The following is a 21,979-nucleotide window of genomic DNA, read 5'->3' as shown; positions in this document are numbered from 1 at the left end:
AAAGAACCAAAAAAAACAGAAAGTAAATCAAGTTCAACTGTTTATTAAACATATTTTAGAATTTATATTGGAACATTAACGATAGCTCCAATTCATTTTGTGTTAAGTTTCGAACGTATTCTTGTTGATTATAGGTGAGTTGAATTCCCATTATGTAATGATTGTTGAACATGTTGTAATATCCGGCACCTATGCGATACGAATCTAGTGAGATTCGCTCTTTGAATTGTCCTAACGTAGTTCGCTCTTCCGGAGAAGAACCATAACCAGAGGTTAAAGTTACGTAATCAAATCGGGTATCAAAATAATATCGCATAGTCAATGTTACTGCAGGATAGTACTCTTGTTGGTCTTTTTGAATAAAAGTTCTCAGATTAATCCAGTAGGATGCTATGTATTTCCCGATACCAATAACTACAGTATTAAATTCAGTGCCATCTTGGGTTTTTAAATAACGGAGACCTAAATCGCCTTCCCAACCTTTTTTAAAATTCTGATAAAAAGAATATCCCAATCTTATTTCTGGAAAAACAAGATCCTTACTGAATGTTGCGCTTACATAGGAATAATTGTTTTTGCCGGTAAAAAAATACGATTCGGCTTCATATTGAATTCCATTTGCAATACTTTGCCCGGAGGACAAGCGATCAGCATAATTAATTCGTCCAATCAAAGAACCCCACTGACGCTCCCTTATGTATTGAAAACCCAGTAAATGCCACGGTCCGTATCCTTTTCTGTCGAAAGTAGTAAAACTGTAATTGACACCTGCTCGATCTGATTTAAGCTTTGATTCCAGCTGATAAATAAGTTGTGTCACGGCATCATCATTGGGATTTTTTGCTTGTAATGTTTTTAAATATTCATATTCTTTTTTTCTATCCTTTTGTAATTGGTATACAGTGAGTTTTTTTTGTTCGAAGTTTTTATTTTCAGGATGTTTCGCAATGGCTTGGTCTATTGTAACTAAAGCGTTATTGTAATTTTTTTCTTCTAATTCAAGATTGATTAAATAGTTGAAAGTATCTTCATTATCAGGATTTTTTTCGATGTAATAGTTGTAATAATATCTAGCGCTGTCTTTTTTTTGAAGTAAATCATAGTTTCTTCCCAAAAGTAAATAGTAGTCTAAATACGCAGGTGCAATTTTTTTTCCTAATAAAGCTCTTTCAATGTTTTTTTCATAGTTTTTATTGGTTTGCATGTCTTTTATAATAACCGTGAGCAGACTATCAGAATCAATTTTTTGAGCTGATAAATCTGGGTTAGACAGAAACAATAAAAAAATTAAAAAACTGGCGGTATTCAAAATTTTGTTTAGAATCATGATGTTACTTTTTCAGTTGTTGCAAATCCTTTTCGAATCATAACGCCCCATTTTTGTTCTGTTTGTCTAAAAAAGAACCAATAACCCTTTAATGATGCGTATACATTCAAAGGATGGTATACAAATGGTTCTATAATGGCCATGAAAATCAAGATTGTTAATTCTTTGTAATTAGCGTAGCTTTTGTACAATAAATCATCAATTAGGATAGATATTAGCGTAATCAGTAAATAAAATATATAGACAAACAAGCCCATAGTTACGAGATATTCAATATTTACGGCGTGGTTCAAAAATCCTATAATCAGTGCTATAACTCCAAGTAATTCAACTATTGGCACTAAGAATTCAAACACAAAGAAAAAGGGCAAAATCAAGAATGCTGTTTTACCATATTTGGGATTTAAAAACATTTTTCGGTGTAGGAACAGCGTTTGAACAAGTCCTCTGGCCCATCTGGTGCGTTGTCTTAGCAATACTTCTCTTGTTTCTGGAACTTCAGTCCAGCACAATGATTCCGGAATATATTTAATTAAGAATTTTTGCTTCCTTTCATGCATGTGTTTTCTCATTCGGGTGATCAGTTCCATATCTTCGCCTAACGATTTATGCCAATAACCGCCTACTTTAATGGCTATTTCTTTGTCAAACATTCCTAATCCGCCAGAAACTAAAAGTAAACCGTTGATTTGACTCCAAGCCATTCTGCCAAAAAGAAACGAGCGAACATATTCTAATTCCTGAAATCTAGGGTACCAGTCTTTAGGGAAATGCACTTTATGCAAAAAACCATCTTTTACCTCACAGGAATTCGATATTCTGATTCCGGCACCCGTTGCAATTACTCGGGTTTCATTTTCCATAAATGGCTTTGCTAATTTTAGAATTGTATCTCTTTTGAGAATGCAATCGACATCAGTACAGAGAAACAAAGGATATTGTGACGAATTTATTCCTGCATTGGATCCATCCGCTTTACTTTTTCCGTTTTCTTTATCCACGACCATAAGTTTAGAATATATGGGATTGGTAGATTTATAATGTCCTCGCACCGGTCTGGTCACAATTTTTTCCTGATAATAGAAATCAATTTTTACTAATTCAAATTCCGTGATCAATTTAGTTAACGTGTCATCTGTACTTCCATCATTGACAATAATGATTTCATATTTTGGATAGGTCAGTGACAATAATGATTTTACATTATAAACGATGCTGACTCCCTCATTAAAAGCTGGAGCAACAATGGATACGCCTAGCAAATGATTTGATCTTATAAGAATATCTTCCGAAATATATTTTTGGTATCTAAGATGTTTTAGTATAGCAAAATAGGAAAGAATGGAAAGTAAAACGTAGAATAAAATATAGGTAAGTGAGAAAAGTGAAATGAATATTTCATAAAAATGGATAAGCTGATATGTGAATCTGTTTATCATTATAAGTATATTTCTCTGACATGTTTTGTCATTTTTGTAATATCAAAATCATTGATCGCTACTAGATCTAGTTCTGTTTTGTCTATTTCGTTCAGGCATGCAACCGCTTTTAGTTTTACATCTTTATTGGTCGCTTTCCGAATTGTATTTTCTAAAAAAGGAACTATACTTTCATCACCGATTACAATTAGTGTTTCTAGAATTTCTAATTGAATATCGGGAGATACTTTATTGAAAAGTTGTATCAAATCCGTTTTAGCCTCTGTCAGAAATAGCTCTCGAATTGCTAAAATCGACTCTTTTTTTAAAGTATCATCATCATTGTAAAGTAATGCAATAATTCCTTTGGCCTGTTTTCTATAATTGTAGTACACCATTATTTTCAGCCCTAATTTCGTGACTGAATTGTTTTCTGTTTCAATCCATTCATCAATATTTTTAGGAATAGCGATTTTTTTTTCATGTAAAACATCCATTATTTTTATCATGTTCAGATGCGATATAGCGGACGATTGTTCTTTCAAACTTTCCATGTGATTTTCAGATAAGGAGATGTAAGCCATGTTAGCATTAGACCGAATCACAATATTTGGGTGTCTCAGATAAGGTTTTATCAAAGCACTTCCTTTTTTATAATCTAAAGCCTGAAAATGATAAAACCCCTCGCATTTATAAAAACTTCTAAAATCACGGATTAATCGTGCGGAGTATTTATCAAGATTCAAAGCTTGGTAAAAAACATTGATCTGTTCCGATGCTTTTCCTTTTAAACTGTGCTTAAAACGAATCATATCATTGATGATCATTTCTTTGCACCAAGTTTTATGCAGCGGTATTTTTTCTTTAAAGAGAGATAGTTTAGTCCTGAATTTTTTGTCGTTCCGATCTGAGAGAATGATTTCCGTCAAAAAAGTCTCTGCTTTATTGCTTATTGCTTCTCTTCGAGGTTTGTTGTGTTCGTAGCGTATTCTTTTTAACAATAAAAAAATTGTCAATAATAAGGTTGAAAACAATAGGAATGGAATAATGTAATATTGCAGGTAGTTAGTTATTAAGTCCATGATTAGCAGTATTTTATAATATAATATTACAAATAAAATAATGCGTAAAGAAATATTTTCGACGTAGTACAATTAAATCCTTTAAAAAGACCTAAACCCAAAAAAGTAGTTTTGTTTTCAACAGAATTTACTTTTTTTATAATATTCTGTAGTTTAAAATTTTGGACAGAAATTGCTTTTTAAGAATCTTAAAACTGGGTGTCTTATTCAATTTTTAATACTAATTACGTATGAAAACCTATTTGAAATAAATGGATTTCTTGTATAAAACACTTACTATAATTCATTGTAAATAAAAAATCCTTCCTTTGAGTGTACAAAAGAAGGATTTAAAAAGTCAAATTAGAACTCTATTTTTTATTTAAATTTCAATTCCCACGAAAGCGCTAATGAATAAATCCAAAAGAAATTTCCTTGGTCAAATATTATTTCTTGGTGTGAGACTGCAAATTGTGCTCCCCAAGCGTTTTGTTTATTTGCAGAGGTAAAATAATAACCCATATTGATTCTTTGAGATTCTAAATCAACGAATTTTGCCGCATTTTCGTTGATGTTAAATTGATTAATTTCCGGAGAAAACCCCACACTGACAGCAACACCTAAATAGTTATCAGCATCGCTTCGGTATTTTCGGTAAGTGAAAGTCCCGGATTTGCTGGTTCCTGTTTCTCCTGGAGTAAAATAAGGACGGAATGATAAATAACTGTTTCCAGTATACCAACCTATTGATCCTGTGTAAATATTAGTTGTAGTACTGTACTTTAGGGTTCGGAATCCTAATGAAACTTCGAAGCTTTTAGGCAATGATTTGAATAACTCAGCACCATATTTTACGTCAGGAAACAGGAACGTATTAGCAATCCCAACATTTACATAAGCATAAAGCCCTTTGGCAATTTTTGGATATAAATCCACTTCATATTGCAATCCATTTTCGTTGAATCTCCTATTGTAATTTACTCTTCCTATAATGCTTCCATATTTAGTTTGTCTCCTGTACATCAATGCATAATATTGCATTGGATCAAAAACATCGGAATAAAGATCTACCGATGCCGTTATTCCAATGGCATTTCGGCTCAAGCCATTGTTTAAAGTTGCTTTATAATCTTTGGCTTTCTGATCGTCAGGATTTTTCTCTAATACTAACTCAATTGTGCTTAATGCTTCTAATGGATTATTTGTGTTTTCTTGCGCACTAGCCTTTAATAACAACAGCTCGGAGTCATCAGGAAATGTTTTTAAAGCGTTATTTGTCATATCTATTGCGGCATACGGTAAGTCAGCCCACAATTCATTTTTTATGGCAGCTATCCAGGTAGGTTTATTTTCTTTGTCTTTTTCGAGGACATAATTAAATTCTTTTCGGGCTTTTTTATATTCACCGTCCCATGAATATGTTGTTGCCAAAAATGATCTGATATCATGGTAATCAGGATATTTTGTCAGGATAAATAATAAGGTATCCTGCGCTTGTTTCCGTTGTAGGTTGAAAGCTAAATTACGGGCATTTTCGAAAGAAGCGTCCGGATCGCCATCAAATTTAATTTCTTGTCCTGACATTTGAAAGCTGCCAAAAAATACGACTAGAAAAGTTAGTTTTATAATTATTTTTGCCATCATTTTTTTAAGGATTTTTTAAAATTTGAGTATTCATTATTTTTAGGATATAATGCCAGAAGGCTATCCATCATTCTGTTTGAATCTTTAAAATTCTGCATTCTATTGTATGCTTGAGCCAGTTTATAGCCCAATTCCGCATCATTTATTTGATTCCCTAATGCTTGTTTGCCAATAGCTACTGCTTTTTTATTTTGGCCTGACCACCAGTAAACATCCATCAGCGCTAAATAGGAATCCCCATAAAAAGGGGTTCTGCTGATTACTTCCAATAATTCCTTTTCTGCATTTTTATAATCACCATCCCAAGCTAATGTTCTGCCTTTCAATGTTCTCACGTCGCCATAGTTTGGAAGGTCATTCAAAATATAATTGCACAATAAACGTGCTTTTTCGCGCTCTTTTTTGAATGCTAAATCTCTTGCCAAAAAGAAAATCTGATCGCGATCCAGTCCTTTTGTTAGTTTTTTAATGGTCGAGAATTCTTCAGCATTAAATGTATAGGTAGGTTTCTTAAAACTGGAGGCAGCGTTAGTGATTTTATTTTTTGTAGTCAAATAAGAATTTAATTTTTTAAAATCCATAAAAGAACTGCTTACTGTTTCTGTCATATCATTGTCCGTTTCACTCAGATTGAAATTTTCATCAATTTTAAACATATTTCCATCCGAATAGAAATAATCTTTATAAATATAATCATTGATACTTCCTTTATATCGCATCAACGGAATGCTGTGAACATTTCTAAATTGTCTTACAGTGTCCAGTCCCTGACCAAGCCAGGTTGTTTTTTCTAATGGATTGAATTTATAATTATTGGTTAAAAAAGAAACTAAACTAGGTGTTACATCACTATGCGAAGAAATGGATTTGAATTTTGCCGTTTTCTTTAGCATCGGGCTGTAAATGTAAAAGGGAACATGAAAACGTGATAAATTATCTTTTTGCGGAACCGGAATTAGCCTGTGATCACCTGTGATTATAAAAATGGTGTTGGCATAATCAGGTCGCTTAGCATAAGCTTCCATGAAATTTTGGATAGAATTATCGGTGTACAGCAAACAGGCAAATATGTCTTTATATTCATTCAGTTTGTTTTTTTCGAAATATGATTTGGTTTTTAAGATGCCTTCAACTTTTTCTAAATACGCTTTTTTAGAAGGGAAATCAAATGGTTCGTGATTAGTAAGCGTCATTATAATATCCAGTCTGGGTTGCTTATTATCTTTTAATTCAGCTAATGTTTTACGATATATTTCGGCATCCGGATAACCCCAAGAAAAACCACCGGCGTTCTCTTTTGTTTTAACATATCCGGGACCAAATTTATTGATATCAATAATTTTATCAATACCATTGTATTCTAAGAAATTACTTTTTCTATCAAAACTGGATTCATCTCCACAAAAATAATTGGTAGTGTATCCATTTGATTTCAGAATACTGATAAGTGAATTGTGTTTGGGTAATGGATTCAATTCCATGAAACCGTTTTCTCCAAACGGTAATGAACCTATTAAAGAAGGTAATGCGCCAAATGTTCGGCCAGCATTACTTACAAAGTTTTCCCAATACAGCGATTTCGATGTCAAGGAATCCAGATAAGGCGTGAAACCATTATAGTCACCATCATCCGTAAAGTCACTTCCCAATCCTTCAACAATTATAAAAACAACATTTGGTTTTTCTTTACTAATATTGAAAAATGGAGCCAGAACATCCTTAGTATTTAATGCGGATTGTTCTAAAGGATATTCCTTTTTAAAAGTAGCATTTCCTTGAGAAGCCAAAGATTTATCATTTTCAGCTCGTATGATATCACTCAACAAAAAATTCAATTTGTTTTGAGTAGCTGGTTTATTACTTCCTGCGATTATTAAAGTCAAACTTCCAAAGAAAAATATAACTACAAGTAAAATTTTAGGATTGATTTTATGTCCAAAGAAATGTAACAACCAATTGAGTCCTAAATAGACAAGAGGCAAAACAATAAAAGGTAAAAATAAAAGGAATGAAATGGACAAAGATGCAGTTACAGTAGTGTACATATCACTCAAAGAATACCCTAAAAGATCTGCGCCAAGATTGATATGAGTTGTCAGGCTGTATCCTATTAATCCAAGTTGAATGAGTGCAATAACCGAAAATAGTACTTTGATGACAATTATTCCCAAAGAATTTTTCATATATTTTAATACTAAATACAACGGAAAAAACAATAATCCGATTACTGTTCCCGTGAAAAAATCATTTAATATTTTATATGCGAATGGTAGTGTGTCAAAATTTTTGAATACTTCAATTAAACTCAATAAGCAAAAAACAAGGATTAACGAAATCGTTGCATATAGGTATTCTAAAATGTCTTTATAAGTAAATTTTATTTCCATTTATAGGTGGTTTATTGTTTTATGCTTTTGTCATTCCTTTTCTGGTCATTTCTCCCCATTTCTTCTTTTTGTTAAAGTAGTAATCTATATTTCCTCGAATTGCAGCATATAAAATAAAGGGATGCGTAACAATTGGTTCTAAAAAAGCAATCCGTAATAAGCGAAAACCTGTTCCTTTCTTTTTATACTGATGGTAGGTTAATTCTTCAGTAATTAAGGCTATCAGCGAAAAGAAAACGGTAAATAAGTAGGCTAAAGTAATAAAGGCAAAGGAATAATCCCATCGCACAAAATTAAATAAAATAAGGATTCCAAAATAAAACAGGCCAACCACTTCGATTACCGGTGCCAATCTTTCGAAAAAAAACCAATACGGATAACTCAGCATTCCAAGGGCTTTATATTTTGGATTAAACCCAATTTTTCTATGTCTTCTCAAGGTTTCTATTGTTCCGCGAGTCCATCTGTTTCTTTGAGAAATAAATATTTTATAATTATCAGGCGCTTCGGTCCAACATAACGGATCAGGAATATAGGCTACTTTGTATTTTTTTTTCAGTTCTTCCATGTGACCTCTCATTCTGACTACAAGCTCCATATCTTCGCCTACAGTTTTAGTGTCGTAACCGCCAACCCGAATTGCAATTTTTTTATCAAAAAGACCAAAAGCTCCAGAAATAACCAACAAGCCATTAAGTCTGCTCCAAGCCATTCTTCCTAATAAAAAAGCACGAATGTATTCTAGAATTTGTCCTTGTTCTAATAATTTTTTAGGAAAATTAACGTCATGTAATTTACCGTCTTTTACAACGCAGGAATTCGAAATTCTAATCACTCCACCGGCAGCAATAACTCTTCTACCAGTCGTTTCCAGAAATGGTTTTATCATTTTTTGAAGTGAATCTTCTAATAGTAAACAATCAACATCTATACAAGCTACATATTTACTGTTGCTTATATTAAGTCCCATATTCAAAGCATCAGATTTCCCTCCGTTTTCTTTATCTACAATAATCAATTTTTCAAATGCGGGATTGGTAGATTTGTAAATTCCTTTTCTGAGGGGTTTGGTCGGAATTTGTTCGTTGATGAGGTAATCTATTTGTACCAAGTCATAAACTTCAATCAGTTTTTCTAAGCTGTCATCTTTACTTCCGTCATTTACTATGATTACGTCATAATTTACATAGTGATTAGACAATAAGGAGCGCACGTTTTCAACGATATTCAAACTTTCATTATACGCAGGTGCTATAATGGAAATAGAAGGTGAAATGTTTGAGGACATTATTTCTTTGTAATTAACAAAGCTGTTTTTTCGTTTGTATTCAACCGTCTCCACAGCAGAAATTGCTGCAAGTACAAGATAAGATCCTATTGCCGCAATACTATAAATAAAAAATAAATAATGAATTATCTCAAGAATAATTTGATACGTAGTTGCTCCCATATTTAATTATTTTCGATAAAATTTACGATTCTCAAAAATTTAGGCTCTGAAGACTCAAACTTAAGAAGATTGAATCTTTCTCTATTGAGTACTTTTAAAATTTTTAAAGTAGAGACCTTAATTTCAAAAATTTCGTGATGGATGTATTTCACTACAAAAGATTCATCCGTTTGTTCATACAAATCCTCCATCATTTTAAAAAAAGCAATTTGTTCCTCCGGACTACGTTCTTCTATATTGTTTTTCAAAATTTCTTTGGCTTCCAAAGCATTTAAATAACTTAATACATGTATTGATTCCAGTCTGATTTTTTTATTAATGTGGTGTAACAAATTAATGAGTTCGTCTTTTGCTTCAAACTGATTGTAGATTTTTGCAAGTTTCAAAGCAAAAATGATAACGGAATCATTAGAAGAATTTAACCAAGATTTGATGTTGGAAATATTTTGGTTTTCCATTCGTTGTAATACTTCTAATAATTGAATCTGGTCCCACTCTGATAATGGCGTTTCTAAAACATCTAAAAAATCCAGTCCTTCAAAATAAAATAAATTGACCATGTACAATTGCATTTCTTTTCGGACCTCACGTCTGGGATGATTGATGTGAACAATAACTTCATCATGCGCTTCCTTCACATGGAATTGCTTTAGTTCTCGGATTCCTTTCGCAATAACAAACCACTTTTCATGTTTTAATCGCGATAAAGCAAAATTGACAAGACCTGTATGAAAATAAAGTTTATGAATGGATTCAGCAATTTCCCCTGAAATTTCATTTTTTAACTTCAGCAAAACACCAATTAAAATTTTTCTTCTAAAAGGGTCTTTAATACATTCTTTTAATTGATTGATAATTACTTGTTGCTCTGCGCTGATTTCCTCTTCTTCATTTCCAGAATACAAATAATTAATAAGAGACGATTCATAATCATTTTCTAATTCAGCTGTTACCCTTTCTTTTTTTCTTAAATGTCCCCTCAGAAATTTTAGATAAAGAATTAATGGAATGATAATTATAAAAAACACAACACTAATGCTCCATGCTACTTGAATAATAGATGGTGATTCATTAAAATAATCAATCAAAAAGTAATTTGTATTCATAAAATAATCTGGGCAATTTGAACTATTAACGCAATAATCTTTTTACTCTAATGACAAGTTCATTGGGACTTAAAGGTTTACTCATAAAGTCAGTAGCTCCTAAATCAAATGCTTTAAGGACTATTTCCTCTTGACCGGCTGATGAAAAAACGATGATTGGAGTTTTCATGTTCAATTTGTTTCTTACATGACTGATAACCTCTAAACCGCTGATGAATGGCATCATAATGTCAGTCAAAATTAATTCTGGACTGTGTTCTTCAATTAAGTCAATTGCTTCTTTTCCATCTACTGCAGTCAGGATTTTATATCCCTCTTTTTCCAATCTGAATTTTAGCAATAACAAAAAAATAGAATTATCCTCTGCTAAGACAATTTTTTTGGCATCACTCATGGTGCATTAATTTTAGTTTTGGTAAAAAAGTAAATGATATATAAATAAAAATTGATTGGTAGAAGTTTGTAAGCTCTGCAATTTTATTTTGTAGTTTCTCTTTTAGTAATTTGTTCATCATGGATTGAATCTCTAATTTGTTCTATTTGGGAATACCAAATAGGAATGATTGACCTAACATCTATACTTACGAAATGTCAGCAACAATAGTTTCTGACTTTTGATTAATTAATGAAGTTATTTACAACTTGTGGGTTTGAGTAAATTATTAAAGTAACTACGCAAAGATTATACCCATTGTGTTGAAGACTTCATTATAAATTTTGTTTTAAACTAATACACGTAGTTCAAAGAAAAATTTCTTTTGAATAAATCATTAATTTCGTCTTTGTTTCCAAAATCATTATCATTACGATATCGTAACAACTGAAAGCTAGGGAAGTAAAAAAGCGCATGATGTTTGGCAAAATACCGAATCAAATCATTGGATAATTTGAATATATAAAAGAGATTATTTGTAGAATTAAATTCAGGTTTAATATTTTTCAGGACACTAAAAAATGCTAATTTAGTTCGGAAAATAGTATTGATATCAATAGTATTTCGCAGCAAAACACTCAAGTAGGTTTTCATGTTTTTGTTCATTTTAAGTTCAATTTTTGTAAGGGCATTTGTAGTAAATAAAACAGCGGGGACTATTCTATAACAACTTCCGGTCTAAATATATAAATAAAAATTATACAAACAATAAATTTACTTTTAGGGAAGTTAAAATCCCTCGAAAACACCTAATCCAAATAAAGCAAAATCGTATTTAACAGGATCTATACTATCTAATTCACGAAGTTTTATGTCCAATTCTGACAAGGCTTTTCCATCATTTTGTTTCCTTGTTAAGATTCCTAATTTTCGTGCTACATTTCCGGAATGTACGTCCAAAGGGCACGATAATGAGGCTGGCGAAATGCTCTTCCAAATTCCTAAATCGACTCCTTTATTGTCTTGACGAATCATCCATCTAAGATACATGTTGATTCTTTTTGCTGCGGAATTATTCAGCGGATCTGATACATGTTTTTGGGTTCTATACTGGTGTGGAATCTCAAAAAATATTTTCTTGAATTCATGGATACTTTTTTGCATCGAATGGGTTTCCTGATGTTTATTGAAAACCGATTCTAAACCGCCATGATTGCTGTATATGTGTTGTAAACTTCTAATAAAACTAGTAAAATCTATTCCGTTGAACGTGCGGTGTACAAAAGTTTCCAATCGTTCCAAATCATTTTCAGTATGTGACATGACAAAATCATATGGCGCATTTCCCATCAAATCCATCATTCGATGAGAATTTTTGATAATCATCGTGCGATTTCCCCAAGCAATGGTAGCGCTCAAAAAACCGGCAATTTCAATATCTTCTTTTTGTGAAAATAAATGTGGAATTTGTACCGGATCACTTTCTATGAAATCGAGTGTATTGTATTGCAGGACTTTTTCGTCAAGGAAATCTTTAAGTTCTGATGGATTCATTTTCGATTGATGACTTTGAATACTAATTTGTTTTAGGAAATACTTCTTGTTGTTTCAAGGTATAGCTCAGATAGAAACGGCATCCTTTTTATTTTTTCTTTAAAAATGAAAAGATAGAGTGTATAGCTGGAAATAGCTCCTAGTTACTAATTAAACCGTCTACCATTATTAGTTTTCTGTCGGCCATGTTCGCTAATTCCTCGTTGTGTGTCACTATGACAAAAGTTTGTCCCAACTCATCGCGCAATTTGAAAAATAATTGATGCAGGTTTTCAGCTGAAGCTGTGTCGAGATTTCCCGAAGGCTCATCAGCAAAAATGATGGCTGGTTTATTAATCAGCGCTCTAGCCACTGCCACACGTTGCTGTTCTCCACCCGAAAGTTCGTTGGGTTTGTGATTCATTCGGTGCGAAAGACCAAGGTAGGTTAATAATTTTTTGGCTTCAGTCTCAGTCTCCTCTTTGGATTTATTGGCAATGAAAGCGGGAATGCACACATTTTCCAGGGCAGTAAATTCCGGTAATAATTGGTGAAATTGAAAAATGAAACCTAAATTCAAGTTTCTGAATTTCGATAAGGTTTTGTCATTCATGGTTAGAATGTCTTCATTATTGATGCGCAACTCAATTCCGCTTTCAACGGTGGGCTTGTCTAAAGTACCAAGAATTTGTAAAAGTGTCGTTTTTCCTGCACCGGAAGCACCTACAATAGAGACTATTTCTCCTTTTTGAATATGTAAATCAACTCCTTTCAACACATGCAGTTGGTCGTAATATTTATGTAGATTTTTGGCTTGTATCATTTTGAAACTGTTTTTACAAAGAAACAAAGATTTTAATGATTATGAATTGGAACACCACTTATTTTCCTTTGACAAACTATAAACTTTAGTTAACAGAGAATATTCACAACGATTTATTGAATAAATTTGATTCTAAATCATACAAATTATGAAAAAAATAATTGGGATTTTTTTGGCGCTATTGCCTTTTTCATTTTGTGCAAAAGAAAAGAATATTACTTTGCCAAAAAGTATAGAAACAAAAAATATGGAAATACAAAACGGAATGGAAGTTGCAACCTTTGCAGGAGGTTGTTTTTGGTGTACTGAAGCAGTTTTTTTAGAACTGGACGGTGTAAGTAAGGTAGTTTCAGGATATATAGGTGGAAACACTGTGAATCCTACTTATCAGGAAATTAGTACTGGTGATACTGGTCATGCCGAAGCGATTGAGATTACGTTTGATCCCAATAAAATAAGTTTTGGTGAACTATTAGAAATATTCTTTGCCACGCACGACCCTACGACATTGAACCGTCAAGGAAATGATATTGGAACACAATATCGAAGTGAAATTTTTTATCACAATCCTTTTCAAAAACAATTATCTGAAGATTATATCGCTTTGATGACGACTGAGAATACGTTTGGAAAACCAATTGTTACAAAAATTTCATCAGCAACCAAGTTTTATGTAGCCGAAGATTATCATCAAAACTACTACAATCAGAACAAGACTCAGGGCTATTGCAGTTATGTGATTACTCCTAAAATTGATAAATTGAAAAAATTATATCAGGACAAGCTCAAAAAATAATTGGCATTAGATTTGTACGTATTCTGGAAAATAATAATCTAAATACTATGACAGAACAAGTGTCCGTTAGTGCAGTAAATAACAAAACCAGAAATCTGGTATTGGGAATTCTGTTTGATGCCATTGGAATGCTTTCGTTTACCGTTCCTTTCATCGGTGAATTTTCAGATGTAATCTGGGCTCCTTTAGCCGGTTTTTTAATGACTTGGATGTATAAAGGAACAATAGGAAGAGTAGGAGGAGTTGTTACATTTCTGGAAGAAATTTTACCATTTTCGGATTTTATTCCAACTTTTACGTTAACCTGGATTTATAATTATGTAATTAAAAACAAAGATGCCTCGTAATTCGAGGCATTTTTTGTTAGTCGTTAAAAAGAAATCCTAGTCCCATGCGTTTCAGCATTTTTTTTTCGAAAGACCAAAAGAATTTGAACTGTCCAAACAAAAATCCTATCAATACTAATAAGACTTGATAGATTGGAAAGATTAGAATTAACCGAATAGGAGTAAACCAATAGCCTAAATCTTCTTTTGTAATTCCAAGCCAAAAACAAAAAGGTTTAGAAAGCCACGCCGATGCAGATCCGGTTATCGCAAAAACAATAAATATAATGGTAAGTTGAAAATTGCTATCAATTCCCCAACGTTGTTTCAGTTTGTTCATTTTTATTTATAATGAATACAAATATAGTGACATTATCTGATGGGGACAAAACCAAAAAGTTTTTGTTTGTATGTGTTTTGAAAATAAATCATGTAATTGTATATCAAATAATTTACCTCATATCCATAATCAATATTAGGGTCATAATTTATTGTCATTTCATATAAATTTGGATCATAACGTAGCGGTTGCAAAACACGACTGTTCCATTCCATCACATAAAGCTGATTTTTGGTTTCCAAAAAAGATTGCGAATGATACCCTCGTGGGAACGCTCTTGAATTAAGCCATGTATTAAAGCCGGGATCAATGATAATCACCTCGTATTCCAGTTCATCATTAGCAATTCGGACTGTGTCGCCCTGAGCAGCAACAGATTTTTCAGTGCTTGGAAATGCAGTTTTTGAAGTGGTGCAACTCAAAAACACACAAAAAAAGACGATTGTAATGTAATAACTGTTTTTCATGACGAAAAAAATTGAACTATAAAGTTACAAAAACAAATGATTGATTGATAGGGTTTTGACCAAAAAAAAGAGGCTATTTAATAAAAACAGCCTCTAATTAAATATTTTACTAAGTAAAAACTTAGCCTAACAAACTAATAATTTGTGACGCTAATTCAGTACCAATTCTGTCTTGTGCTTCTCCAGTTGCTGCTCCAATATGTGGAGTCAACGAGATTTTATGGTTCATCAAAATAGCCATTTCAGGAGTTGGTTCGTTTTCAAAAACGTCTAATCCTGCAAATAATACTTTTCCACTGTCTAATGCTTTTACTAATGCCACTTCGTCAATAACGCCTCCACGAGCACAGTTTACAATACCTACACCATCTTTCATAATCGCCAATTCTTTTTCGCTAATGATGTAACCATCTTGAGCAGGAACGTGTAATGTAATGAAATCAGCTTCTTTGAACAACGACTCCAATGATTGTGAAACGATTGTAGTGGTTATTGATTGTCCGTCAAAAAAGGATACTGTAACATCTACTTGCGGGATAAAACTATCGGCTGCAATAACTTTCATTCCCAATCCTAGCGCCATTTTAGCGGTAGCCTGACCAATACGGCCAATTCCAACTATTCCAAGTGTTTTTCCTCTTAATTCGATTCCATTTGCGTACGCTTTCTTCAAGCCATCAAAGTTGGTATCGCCTTCAAGCGGCATATTTCTGTTCGAATCATGCAAGAAACGAACACCAGAAAATAAGTGTGCAAAAACCAATTCTGCCACTGATTCTGATGATGAAGCCGGAGTATTGATTACGTGAATTCCTTTGCTTTTAGCATAATCCACATCAATATTGTCCATTCCTACACCACCACGGCCTATAATTTTCAAGCCCGGGCAAGCGTCTATGATATCTTTACGAACTTTAGTCGCACTACGAACCAAAACAACGCTTACATTATTCTCATTAACAAAATTAGCCACTTGTTCCTGCGCTACTTTTGTCGTTATAACTTCAAATCCACCTTTTTCTAAAGCTAGAATTCCACTTTTAGAAATTCCGTCATTGGCTAATACTTTCATTTTTTATGTCATTGCGAGGAATAAAAAAATCATCCTCATATTATTTATAATTTTATTTTTCTGGAGCTATTTCCCGCTTTCCATTGCAATCTTTTATGTTTTTAAAGAAAAAACATAAAAGGATTTCCATTTCAATCGGGGCTAGGTGTCCAGAATTCAATTGATGTTTTTTGTGAAACTGAAAACTGCGACTGAAAACTAAACTTTAGCTTCCAAGGCTTGCATTACATCAACCAATACTTGAACGCTTTCTAACGGAAGCGCATTGTACATAGAAGCCCTGTAGCCACCCACTGATCGGTGTCCAGGCAAACCTGAAATTCCCGCTGCTTTCCACATCGCATCAAATGTTGCAGCATGTGCTTCATCATTTAATAAGAACGTAGCATTCATGGTCGAACGGTCTTCAACAGCTGCAGCTCCTTTGAATAAAGGGTTTCTGTCTATTTCTCCATAAAGCAACGCCGCTTTAGCATTGTTTATTTTTTCAATAGCAGCAATTCCACCTAGGTTTTTCAACCACTGTAAGGTCAATAAAGACGCGTAAACAGGAAAAACAGGTGGCGTGTTGTACATGCTCTCTGCTTTGATATGTTTGGCGTAATCCAACATGCTTGGGATTATTCTACCATTTTTACCTAAAATTTCTTCTTTTACAACAATCAGCGTAGTTCCTGCTGGTCCCATATTTTTTTGTGCTCCTGCATAAATCAAATCAAATTTAGAAAAATCCAATTCTCTTGAAAATATGTCAGAACTCATATCACATACAAGTGGTATATCAACTGATGGAAATTCCTTCATTTGTGTACCAAAAATAGTATTGTTACTAGTGCAATGGAAATAATCAGCATCTGCAGGAACAGTATATCCTTTTGGAATGTGATTGTAGTTTTCTTCTTTTGAAGAAGCGATAACCACAGTTTCACCAAAAAGTTTTGCTTCTTTTATAGCTGCTGCTGCCCAAGTTCCTGTATCAAGATAAGCCGCTTTCCCGCCTTCTTTCATCAAGTTATAAGGAGCCATAATAAATTCTAAACTCGCTCCGCCAGCAAGAAATAAGGCGCTGTAGCCTTTGCCTTCAAGGCCTAAAAGTTCCAGAACGATTGCTCTAGCTTCATCCATAACGGCAACGAAGTCTTTACTTCTATGCGAAATTTCTAAAAGAGATAACCCAGAATCGTTAAAATTTAAAATTGCTTGTGCTGATTTTTCAAAAACTTCTTGCGGTAAAATACAAGGTCCTGCGCTGTAGTTGTGTTTTTTCATGGTGTAGTTTATGTCCAAAAAATTAAAGTGCAAATTTCGACAATAGGAGTTTAAAAAGCGTTAATTTATTCGAAATAATTGCACTTTTTTATACTATATTGTTAACAAAAACGAAATAGTATCGGTGTTATCTGCGTAATTCCATAATCGGGGATTTTGAGTTTCTCCAAAGTCCACGCTGTTTTCTATAGTCTCATCAGCAACAATACATTGTAATAGCTCACTTTCCGACTCTAATCTTGTTTTTAATTTATTTATATCTTCGTAAAACTCATAAAAAACACTCGAAATAGGCGAGGCATGACTTTGATCTTCTTTTAAAGTCAAAAATCCGTTATCCAATAATTTGAAATTACTCATCAAGAAAACGGCTTTGTTGTAATCGTAATTGTTGGCGTATTTTTCGTAATGAATGACGTCCTGGTAGGCAAATATCGCTTCAAAAAACGGAACAAAGGAATATCCTTTTGGAACAAAAAGTTTAGAAACATTGCGGCAACCCAATCCAAAATAGCGAAAAATATCTTCACCCAAAGCGGTAAGTTGCTCTTTGGTTTCATTACCGGTTAAAACTGCTACTGAATTTCTGCTTTTTCGAATAATCGACGGTTTATCTTTGAAATAATATTCAAAATAACGGGCTGTGTTGTTACTTCCCGTGGCTATAACGGCATCAAAATTTTCTAATTTCCCCTCTACAAAAGTAATATTATGAGCTAGTTCTGGTTGAACAGCAATGATATATTTCGCTAAAAAAGGTAATAAATGCTGATCGTTTGAGGATGTTTTTACTAAAACAGTATTTCCGGTAATCAAAACCGAAAGGAAATCGTGAAAACCCACCAACGGAATATTACCTGCAAGAATTAAAGCGACTTTTTTAGGCTCTTGAATTGGAATTGTATAACTTGAAAGCCATTGATTCAGGTTTTCTTCTGTTAATGCTTCTGCCCAAGATTGTATGGAAAAATAGACGTTTTCAGGAGTATACCATCCATTATGCGATTGTGATAATTTTATCAAGTCAACAAAAGCATCAAAAAACGTTTCGTTGTGCAAAACAGCCGGATTTTTTAAAGTGTTATTTTCGGAAAACTGACTTAAAAATTTTCCTAATTCAACAAAAACACTTTTTTTTGTTTCTAATGTCATAATGTTTGCTTATGAATAGTTTTGATTGTAATTTTGCACAAAAATAAGCTATAAAACGTATAGTTAAAAGATTAAAAGAGGAAAGATATGAGAATCTTAAATCCAAAATCTTATTTCCTTAATATCCTAAATTAAAAAGATGGCAATTATAATAACAGACGAATGTATCAATTGTGGTGCTTGTGAACCCGAGTGCCCAAATACAGCAATATATGAAGGAGCAGACGATTGGAGATACAAAGACGGAACAAAACTGAAAGGAAAAGTGATTTTGCCTGATGGTACCGAAATTGATTCTGATGAAGCTCAAACTCCAATTTCTGACGAAGTGTATTACATCGTACCAGGAAAATGTACCGAATGTAAAGGTTTTCATGATGAGCCACAATGTGCGGCTGTATGTCCTGTAGACTGTTGTATTCCGGATGACAATCACGTGGAAAGTGAAGAGACTTTGTTGAACAGACAAGCGTTTTTACACAACGAATAATAAATATTACGATATTAACAAACATAAATCCTGAGTCTATACTCGGGATTTTTTTTATTTTGTTGTCAAAATATCAAAACTCATAATCAGTGTATTTTTTAAGTCAAATATAGTTTTACGGTAATTATTAAATTTTTCAGAGAATAAACAAAAAAAAAGGCTGTCAATGACAGCCCTTTTTAAATTATTCTATAACTGAATTAGAATTTATAGTTCAATGATAAATTAAACATAGTTCCTAATTGGCTGAAGTGATATCCATCATACGTCATTTGAGAGTAACGTTGGTTGAAAGTAATCAAGTCAGATTGTTCTTTGATTGCAACTGCATTATTAATAAGCGCAGTTCCAGCAGCATTTTCAGCTTTAAAATTCCATTCAGGTAAAACATTTAATAAATTATTTACATTTAAAGAAAGTGTTAATTTCTCAGTTGCAGAGAATGTAACTCCCAAATCAGTAACAACTTTTGTTAAAAATTCGATTCTTAAATCATCGCTCATACCTGCGTTTTTGAATTTTGTAGGTCCAAAAACAGTATTATTCAAAGAAAAACCAAATTTACCAACTTCGTAATCTCCTCCCAAAATATATTTGAATTTTGGTCTTGACGTAAAAAGTAATGCTTCCTGTGTAGCATCAATAATAGTTTGATTCGCTAAAGCTCCTGTTAAGTTTTTTACACTTTGAGGGTCTTTTACAGCACCATCTCTTTCATTTACAAACGTGTAGTTTCCAGAGAAATTAAATCCTAATTTACCAGAACCTAATTCAATATTTCTATAATTGGCAACTACATCAAGTCCAGAAGTTTTAGTATCCATACCATTTACAAAAAAACTTTGTTTGTTAGTTGGTTTTCCAGCTTGATCAAGTTCAAAAGCAATTTCATTACTTAGCAATACTCTGTCTTTTACTTTGATATTGTAGTAGTCTAAAGTGAAAGTAAAATCTTTAGAAGGTTTTAATCCAAAACCTAATGTTAAGTTTTTCGATTTTTCAGAATCTAATTTTGGTATTCCGTTTTGTCTTGCTGCAGATGAAACATTGTTTATTAAACCTGTTACCACAATAGCTCCACCAGCTTCGAAAGAGGATTGCGATTTTTGAGTGTAAATTTGGTGTAAAGACGGCGCTCTAAAACCAGTTGAAAGCGAACCTCTTAAAGTGATTTTGTCATCTAAAAATTTATATCTTGAACTTACTTTCCAAACCGTTGCTCCTCCAAAATCACTATAATCTTCATAACGAACAGTACCATTAATCAAAAAATCTTTAGTTACATCAAACGCAACATCAAAATAGCCACCTAAATTGTAACGATTAAATTTTCCTGAATTCTCAGGAGTATTTCCTTGGAATGAATCTGCACCTACACCAAAATATGAAGCTTCATCTCCAGCAATAATTTCAAAATTTTCTGTTCTAAATTCAGATCCAAAACCAATGCTAATTTTATCAGAAACTGCTTTAGAAATGTCCAAGTTACCAACTATATGATTAAACGATGTTCCTCCTGGTCTGAATGAAATTGGGCTTAAACCACCGTAAACAAAATCATATGTTGCTGGATCTCCGTCAAAGTCTGACCTATTGTGAGAATTACTAACGGTATAGCTTTGTTTGTTCCCGCCTGTTGTAATACTCACATCTGTATTCCATTCATTCTTTGTAGCTTTATAACCAACTGTAGCATTATAATCATTCAAATCTCCTGTAAAAGTAGGAACATAACCTACATAAGAACTTGGATTTGTGCCGTCTCCAAATAAATCTAATAAATAAGGAAATTCATCTAATGTTCTCCAATAAGGAGTTCTGTAGTTTGCAAATGAGTTTACTTTCTTGTAAACGTAAGAAGCATTGTAGTATAATTGAGTGTTTTCTGTGTAATTAACTCCACCATTTACTAAAAATTTAGCAGCAGCAGTTTCAGGAGAACCATTAATATTTCCAGCATCAGGATATTTTGCAAGAAAAGCTTGAACATCTGCTAAAGGAGCTCCAAAACCTGTGTTTCCATCCGCTTCGGCAGCTGCATCAACTTTTCCGGGTCTGTTAGCCAGATTGACTTTAGAAAAATCTATTGTATAATTTACAAATCCTTTATCACCAACAGTTGATCCATTGTTCAAACTCACACCTAACATTTCGCCATCTCCCTCAGATGTAACACCAGTTCTTACTGTTACAGATCCGTAATTAGTATTCTTTTTTAAGATGATGTTCATTACACCAGCAATAGCATCAGATCCATATTGAGCAGACGCTCCATCACGAAGAATTTCAACTCTTTCAATAGCATCTGTTGGAATTGCAGAGATGTCTGAACCTGTTTCTCCACGTCCCGGAGAAGTTTGCGTATACACAAGTGAACTCATGTTTTTTCTTTTTCCATTGATTAAGATTAGGGTTCTACTTGGTCCCATATTTCTGATTTCATAAGGATCAAGTAATGAAGTTGCATCATTCACAGGTGTTTGAACCGTGTTGAATGATGGAATTTTGTACTGTAATGCTTTGTCAAATGAAGCTTGTCCGGTTGAATTTAAATCTTTTGCTGATAATACATCTATAGGAAGCGCTGATGTTGTGTTACTTCTTGGAGCCGTTCTGGTTCCTGTAACTACAACTTCGTCAAGATTTTGTCCGCCTTCTTCGGATAAAACTATATTTATAACCGCATCAGTAGCTGCTCTTTCTAATTTAGAAAAACCAACATAGCTAAAAACTAAAGTAGCCCCTTCTTTTACTTTAATGGTATACATTCCGTCCATGTCAGTCGAAACTCCGTTTTGAGTTCCTTTTTCAACAATGTTTACGCCCGGTAAAACATTGCCAGTGTTGTCTTTTACCACGCCCGAGACTTGCTTTTGAGCAAAAATAAACGAGACGTTTAAAAGGATTAATAATAATGCAAATTTTTTCATAATAAGTTGTGTTTA

General features: G+C 33.1%; 20 protein-coding genes. 3 read left to right on the top strand and 17 right to left on the bottom strand.

Going from position 1 to position 21,979, the window contains the following annotated elements:
- Nucleotides 1–55: 55 nt before the first annotated feature.
- The 11 genes from DR980_RS00790 to DR980_RS00740 form a co-directional block, all read right to left on the bottom strand.
- Nucleotides 56–1,327, bottom strand: coding sequence for a YaiO family outer membrane beta-barrel protein (locus tag DR980_RS00790; protein WP_113633366.1), 1,272 nt, complete (start codon nt 1,325–1,327; stop codon nt 56–58).
- On the bottom strand, nt 1,324–2,766 hold the full coding sequence (locus tag DR980_RS00785; RefSeq protein WP_113633365.1) for a glycosyltransferase: 1,443 nt from the start codon (nt 2,764–2,766) through the stop codon (nt 1,324–1,326). Before DR980_RS00785 ends, DR980_RS00790 begins: the two co-directional genes overlap by 4 nt.
- Nucleotides 2,766–3,827 (bottom strand): HEAT repeat domain-containing protein, encoded by a 1,062-nt coding sequence (locus DR980_RS00780; RefSeq protein ID WP_113633364.1) that lies wholly within the window; start codon nt 3,825–3,827, stop codon nt 2,766–2,768. The genes DR980_RS00785 and DR980_RS00780 overlap by 1 nt, the downstream gene beginning before the upstream one ends.
- Nucleotides 3,828–4,184: 357 nt before the next feature.
- A complete protein-coding gene (locus DR980_RS00775; RefSeq protein ID WP_113633363.1) occupies nt 4,185–5,450 on the bottom strand; it encodes a YaiO family outer membrane beta-barrel protein in 1,266 nt (421 codons plus the stop codon).
- On the bottom strand, nt 5,447–7,837 hold the full coding sequence (locus tag DR980_RS00770; RefSeq protein ID WP_113633362.1) for an LTA synthase family protein: 2,391 nt from the start codon (nt 7,835–7,837) through the stop codon (nt 5,447–5,449). Before DR980_RS00770 ends, DR980_RS00775 begins: the two co-directional genes overlap by 4 nt.
- 19 nt (nt 7,838–7,856) lie before the next feature.
- Nucleotides 7,857–9,287: a glycosyltransferase family 2 protein gene (locus tag DR980_RS00765; RefSeq protein ID WP_113633361.1), complete on the bottom strand. Its 1,431-nt coding sequence runs from the start codon at nt 9,285–9,287 to the stop codon at nt 7,857–7,859.
- A 2-nt stretch (nt 9,288–9,289) separates the two neighbouring features.
- Complete coding sequence (locus DR980_RS00760) at nt 9,290–10,393, bottom strand: HEAT repeat domain-containing protein (protein WP_113633360.1); 1,104 nt, start codon at nt 10,391–10,393, stop codon at nt 9,290–9,292.
- Between the two features lie 25 nt (nt 10,394–10,418).
- Nucleotides 10,419–10,787, bottom strand: coding sequence for a response regulator transcription factor (locus DR980_RS00755; RefSeq protein ID WP_113633359.1), 369 nt, complete (start codon nt 10,785–10,787; stop codon nt 10,419–10,421).
- A gap of 333 nt (nt 10,788–11,120) precedes the next feature.
- Nucleotides 11,121–11,432, bottom strand: a complete 312-nt coding sequence (locus DR980_RS00750; protein WP_113633358.1) for a hypothetical protein — start codon at nt 11,430–11,432, stop codon at nt 11,121–11,123.
- Between the two features lie 123 nt (nt 11,433–11,555).
- The gene (locus DR980_RS00745) at nt 11,556–12,320 is read right to left on the bottom strand and encodes a TIGR02757 family protein (protein WP_113633357.1); all 765 of its coding nucleotides are present in this window, start codon (nt 12,318–12,320) and stop codon (nt 11,556–11,558) included.
- 139 nt (nt 12,321–12,459) lie between these two features.
- Nucleotides 12,460–13,122 carry an ABC transporter ATP-binding protein gene (locus tag DR980_RS00740; protein WP_113633356.1) on the bottom strand — a complete coding sequence of 221 codons (663 nt, stop codon included), beginning with the start codon at nt 13,120–13,122 and terminating at the stop codon, nt 12,460–12,462.
- 247 nt (nt 13,123–13,369) lie between these two features.
- On the opposite strand from DR980_RS00740, the gene msrA reads away from it, so the two are divergent.
- Nucleotides 13,370–13,918, top strand: a complete 549-nt coding sequence (gene msrA / locus DR980_RS00735; protein ID WP_113633626.1) for a peptide-methionine (S)-S-oxide reductase MsrA — start codon at nt 13,370–13,372, stop codon at nt 13,916–13,918.
- Nucleotides 13,919–13,965: 47 nt separating this feature from the next.
- Complete coding sequence (locus DR980_RS00730; protein ID WP_091171981.1) at nt 13,966–14,265, top strand: hypothetical protein; 300 nt, start codon at nt 13,966–13,968, stop codon at nt 14,263–14,265.
- Nucleotides 14,266–14,281: 16 nt separating this feature from the next.
- Here the strand turns inward: DR980_RS00730 and DR980_RS00725 are convergent, their stop codons facing one another.
- The 5 genes from DR980_RS00725 to DR980_RS00705 all read right to left on the bottom strand — a co-directional run bounded on the left by DR980_RS00725 (nt 14,282) and on the right by DR980_RS00705 (nt 18,544).
- Nucleotides 14,282–14,584, bottom strand: coding sequence for a DUF6787 family protein (locus DR980_RS00725; protein ID WP_113633355.1), 303 nt, complete (start codon nt 14,582–14,584; stop codon nt 14,282–14,284).
- A gap of 32 nt (nt 14,585–14,616) precedes the next feature.
- A complete protein-coding gene (locus tag DR980_RS00720; protein WP_113633354.1) occupies nt 14,617–15,051 on the bottom strand; it encodes a DUF6146 family protein in 435 nt (144 codons plus the stop codon).
- A 121-nt stretch (nt 15,052–15,172) separates the two neighbouring features.
- Nucleotides 15,173–16,123: a D-2-hydroxyacid dehydrogenase gene (locus DR980_RS00715; RefSeq protein ID WP_113633353.1), complete on the bottom strand. Its 951-nt coding sequence runs from the start codon at nt 16,121–16,123 to the stop codon at nt 15,173–15,175.
- A 198-nt stretch (nt 16,124–16,321) separates the two neighbouring features.
- Nucleotides 16,322–17,392 carry a 3-phosphoserine/phosphohydroxythreonine transaminase gene (gene serC, locus DR980_RS00710; RefSeq protein ID WP_113633352.1) on the bottom strand — a complete coding sequence of 357 codons (1,071 nt, stop codon included), beginning with the start codon at nt 17,390–17,392 and terminating at the stop codon, nt 16,322–16,324.
- A gap of 93 nt (nt 17,393–17,485) precedes the next feature.
- Nucleotides 17,486–18,544, bottom strand: a complete 1,059-nt coding sequence (locus DR980_RS00705; protein ID WP_113633351.1) for an acyl-CoA reductase — start codon at nt 18,542–18,544, stop codon at nt 17,486–17,488.
- A 139-nt stretch (nt 18,545–18,683) separates the two neighbouring features.
- Between DR980_RS00705 and DR980_RS00700 the strand changes: the two genes are divergently transcribed.
- A complete protein-coding gene (locus tag DR980_RS00700; protein ID WP_091171992.1) occupies nt 18,684–19,034 on the top strand; it encodes a 4Fe-4S dicluster domain-containing protein in 351 nt (116 codons plus the stop codon).
- A gap of 200 nt (nt 19,035–19,234) precedes the next feature.
- On the opposite strand, the gene DR980_RS00695 is transcribed toward DR980_RS00700, so the two are convergent.
- Complete coding sequence (locus DR980_RS00695; protein WP_113633350.1) at nt 19,235–21,964, bottom strand: TonB-dependent receptor; 2,730 nt, start codon at nt 21,962–21,964, stop codon at nt 19,235–19,237.
- Between the last annotated feature and the right edge of the window lie 15 nt (nt 21,965–21,979).

Source organism: Flavobacterium psychrolimnae (assembly GCF_003312425.1).
Taxonomy (GTDB): domain Bacteria; phylum Bacteroidota; class Bacteroidia; order Flavobacteriales; family Flavobacteriaceae; genus Flavobacterium; species Flavobacterium psychrolimnae.
The sequence above is the reverse complement of the archived record's forward strand: the minus strand, read 5'-3'. Positions and strand labels throughout refer to the sequence as shown.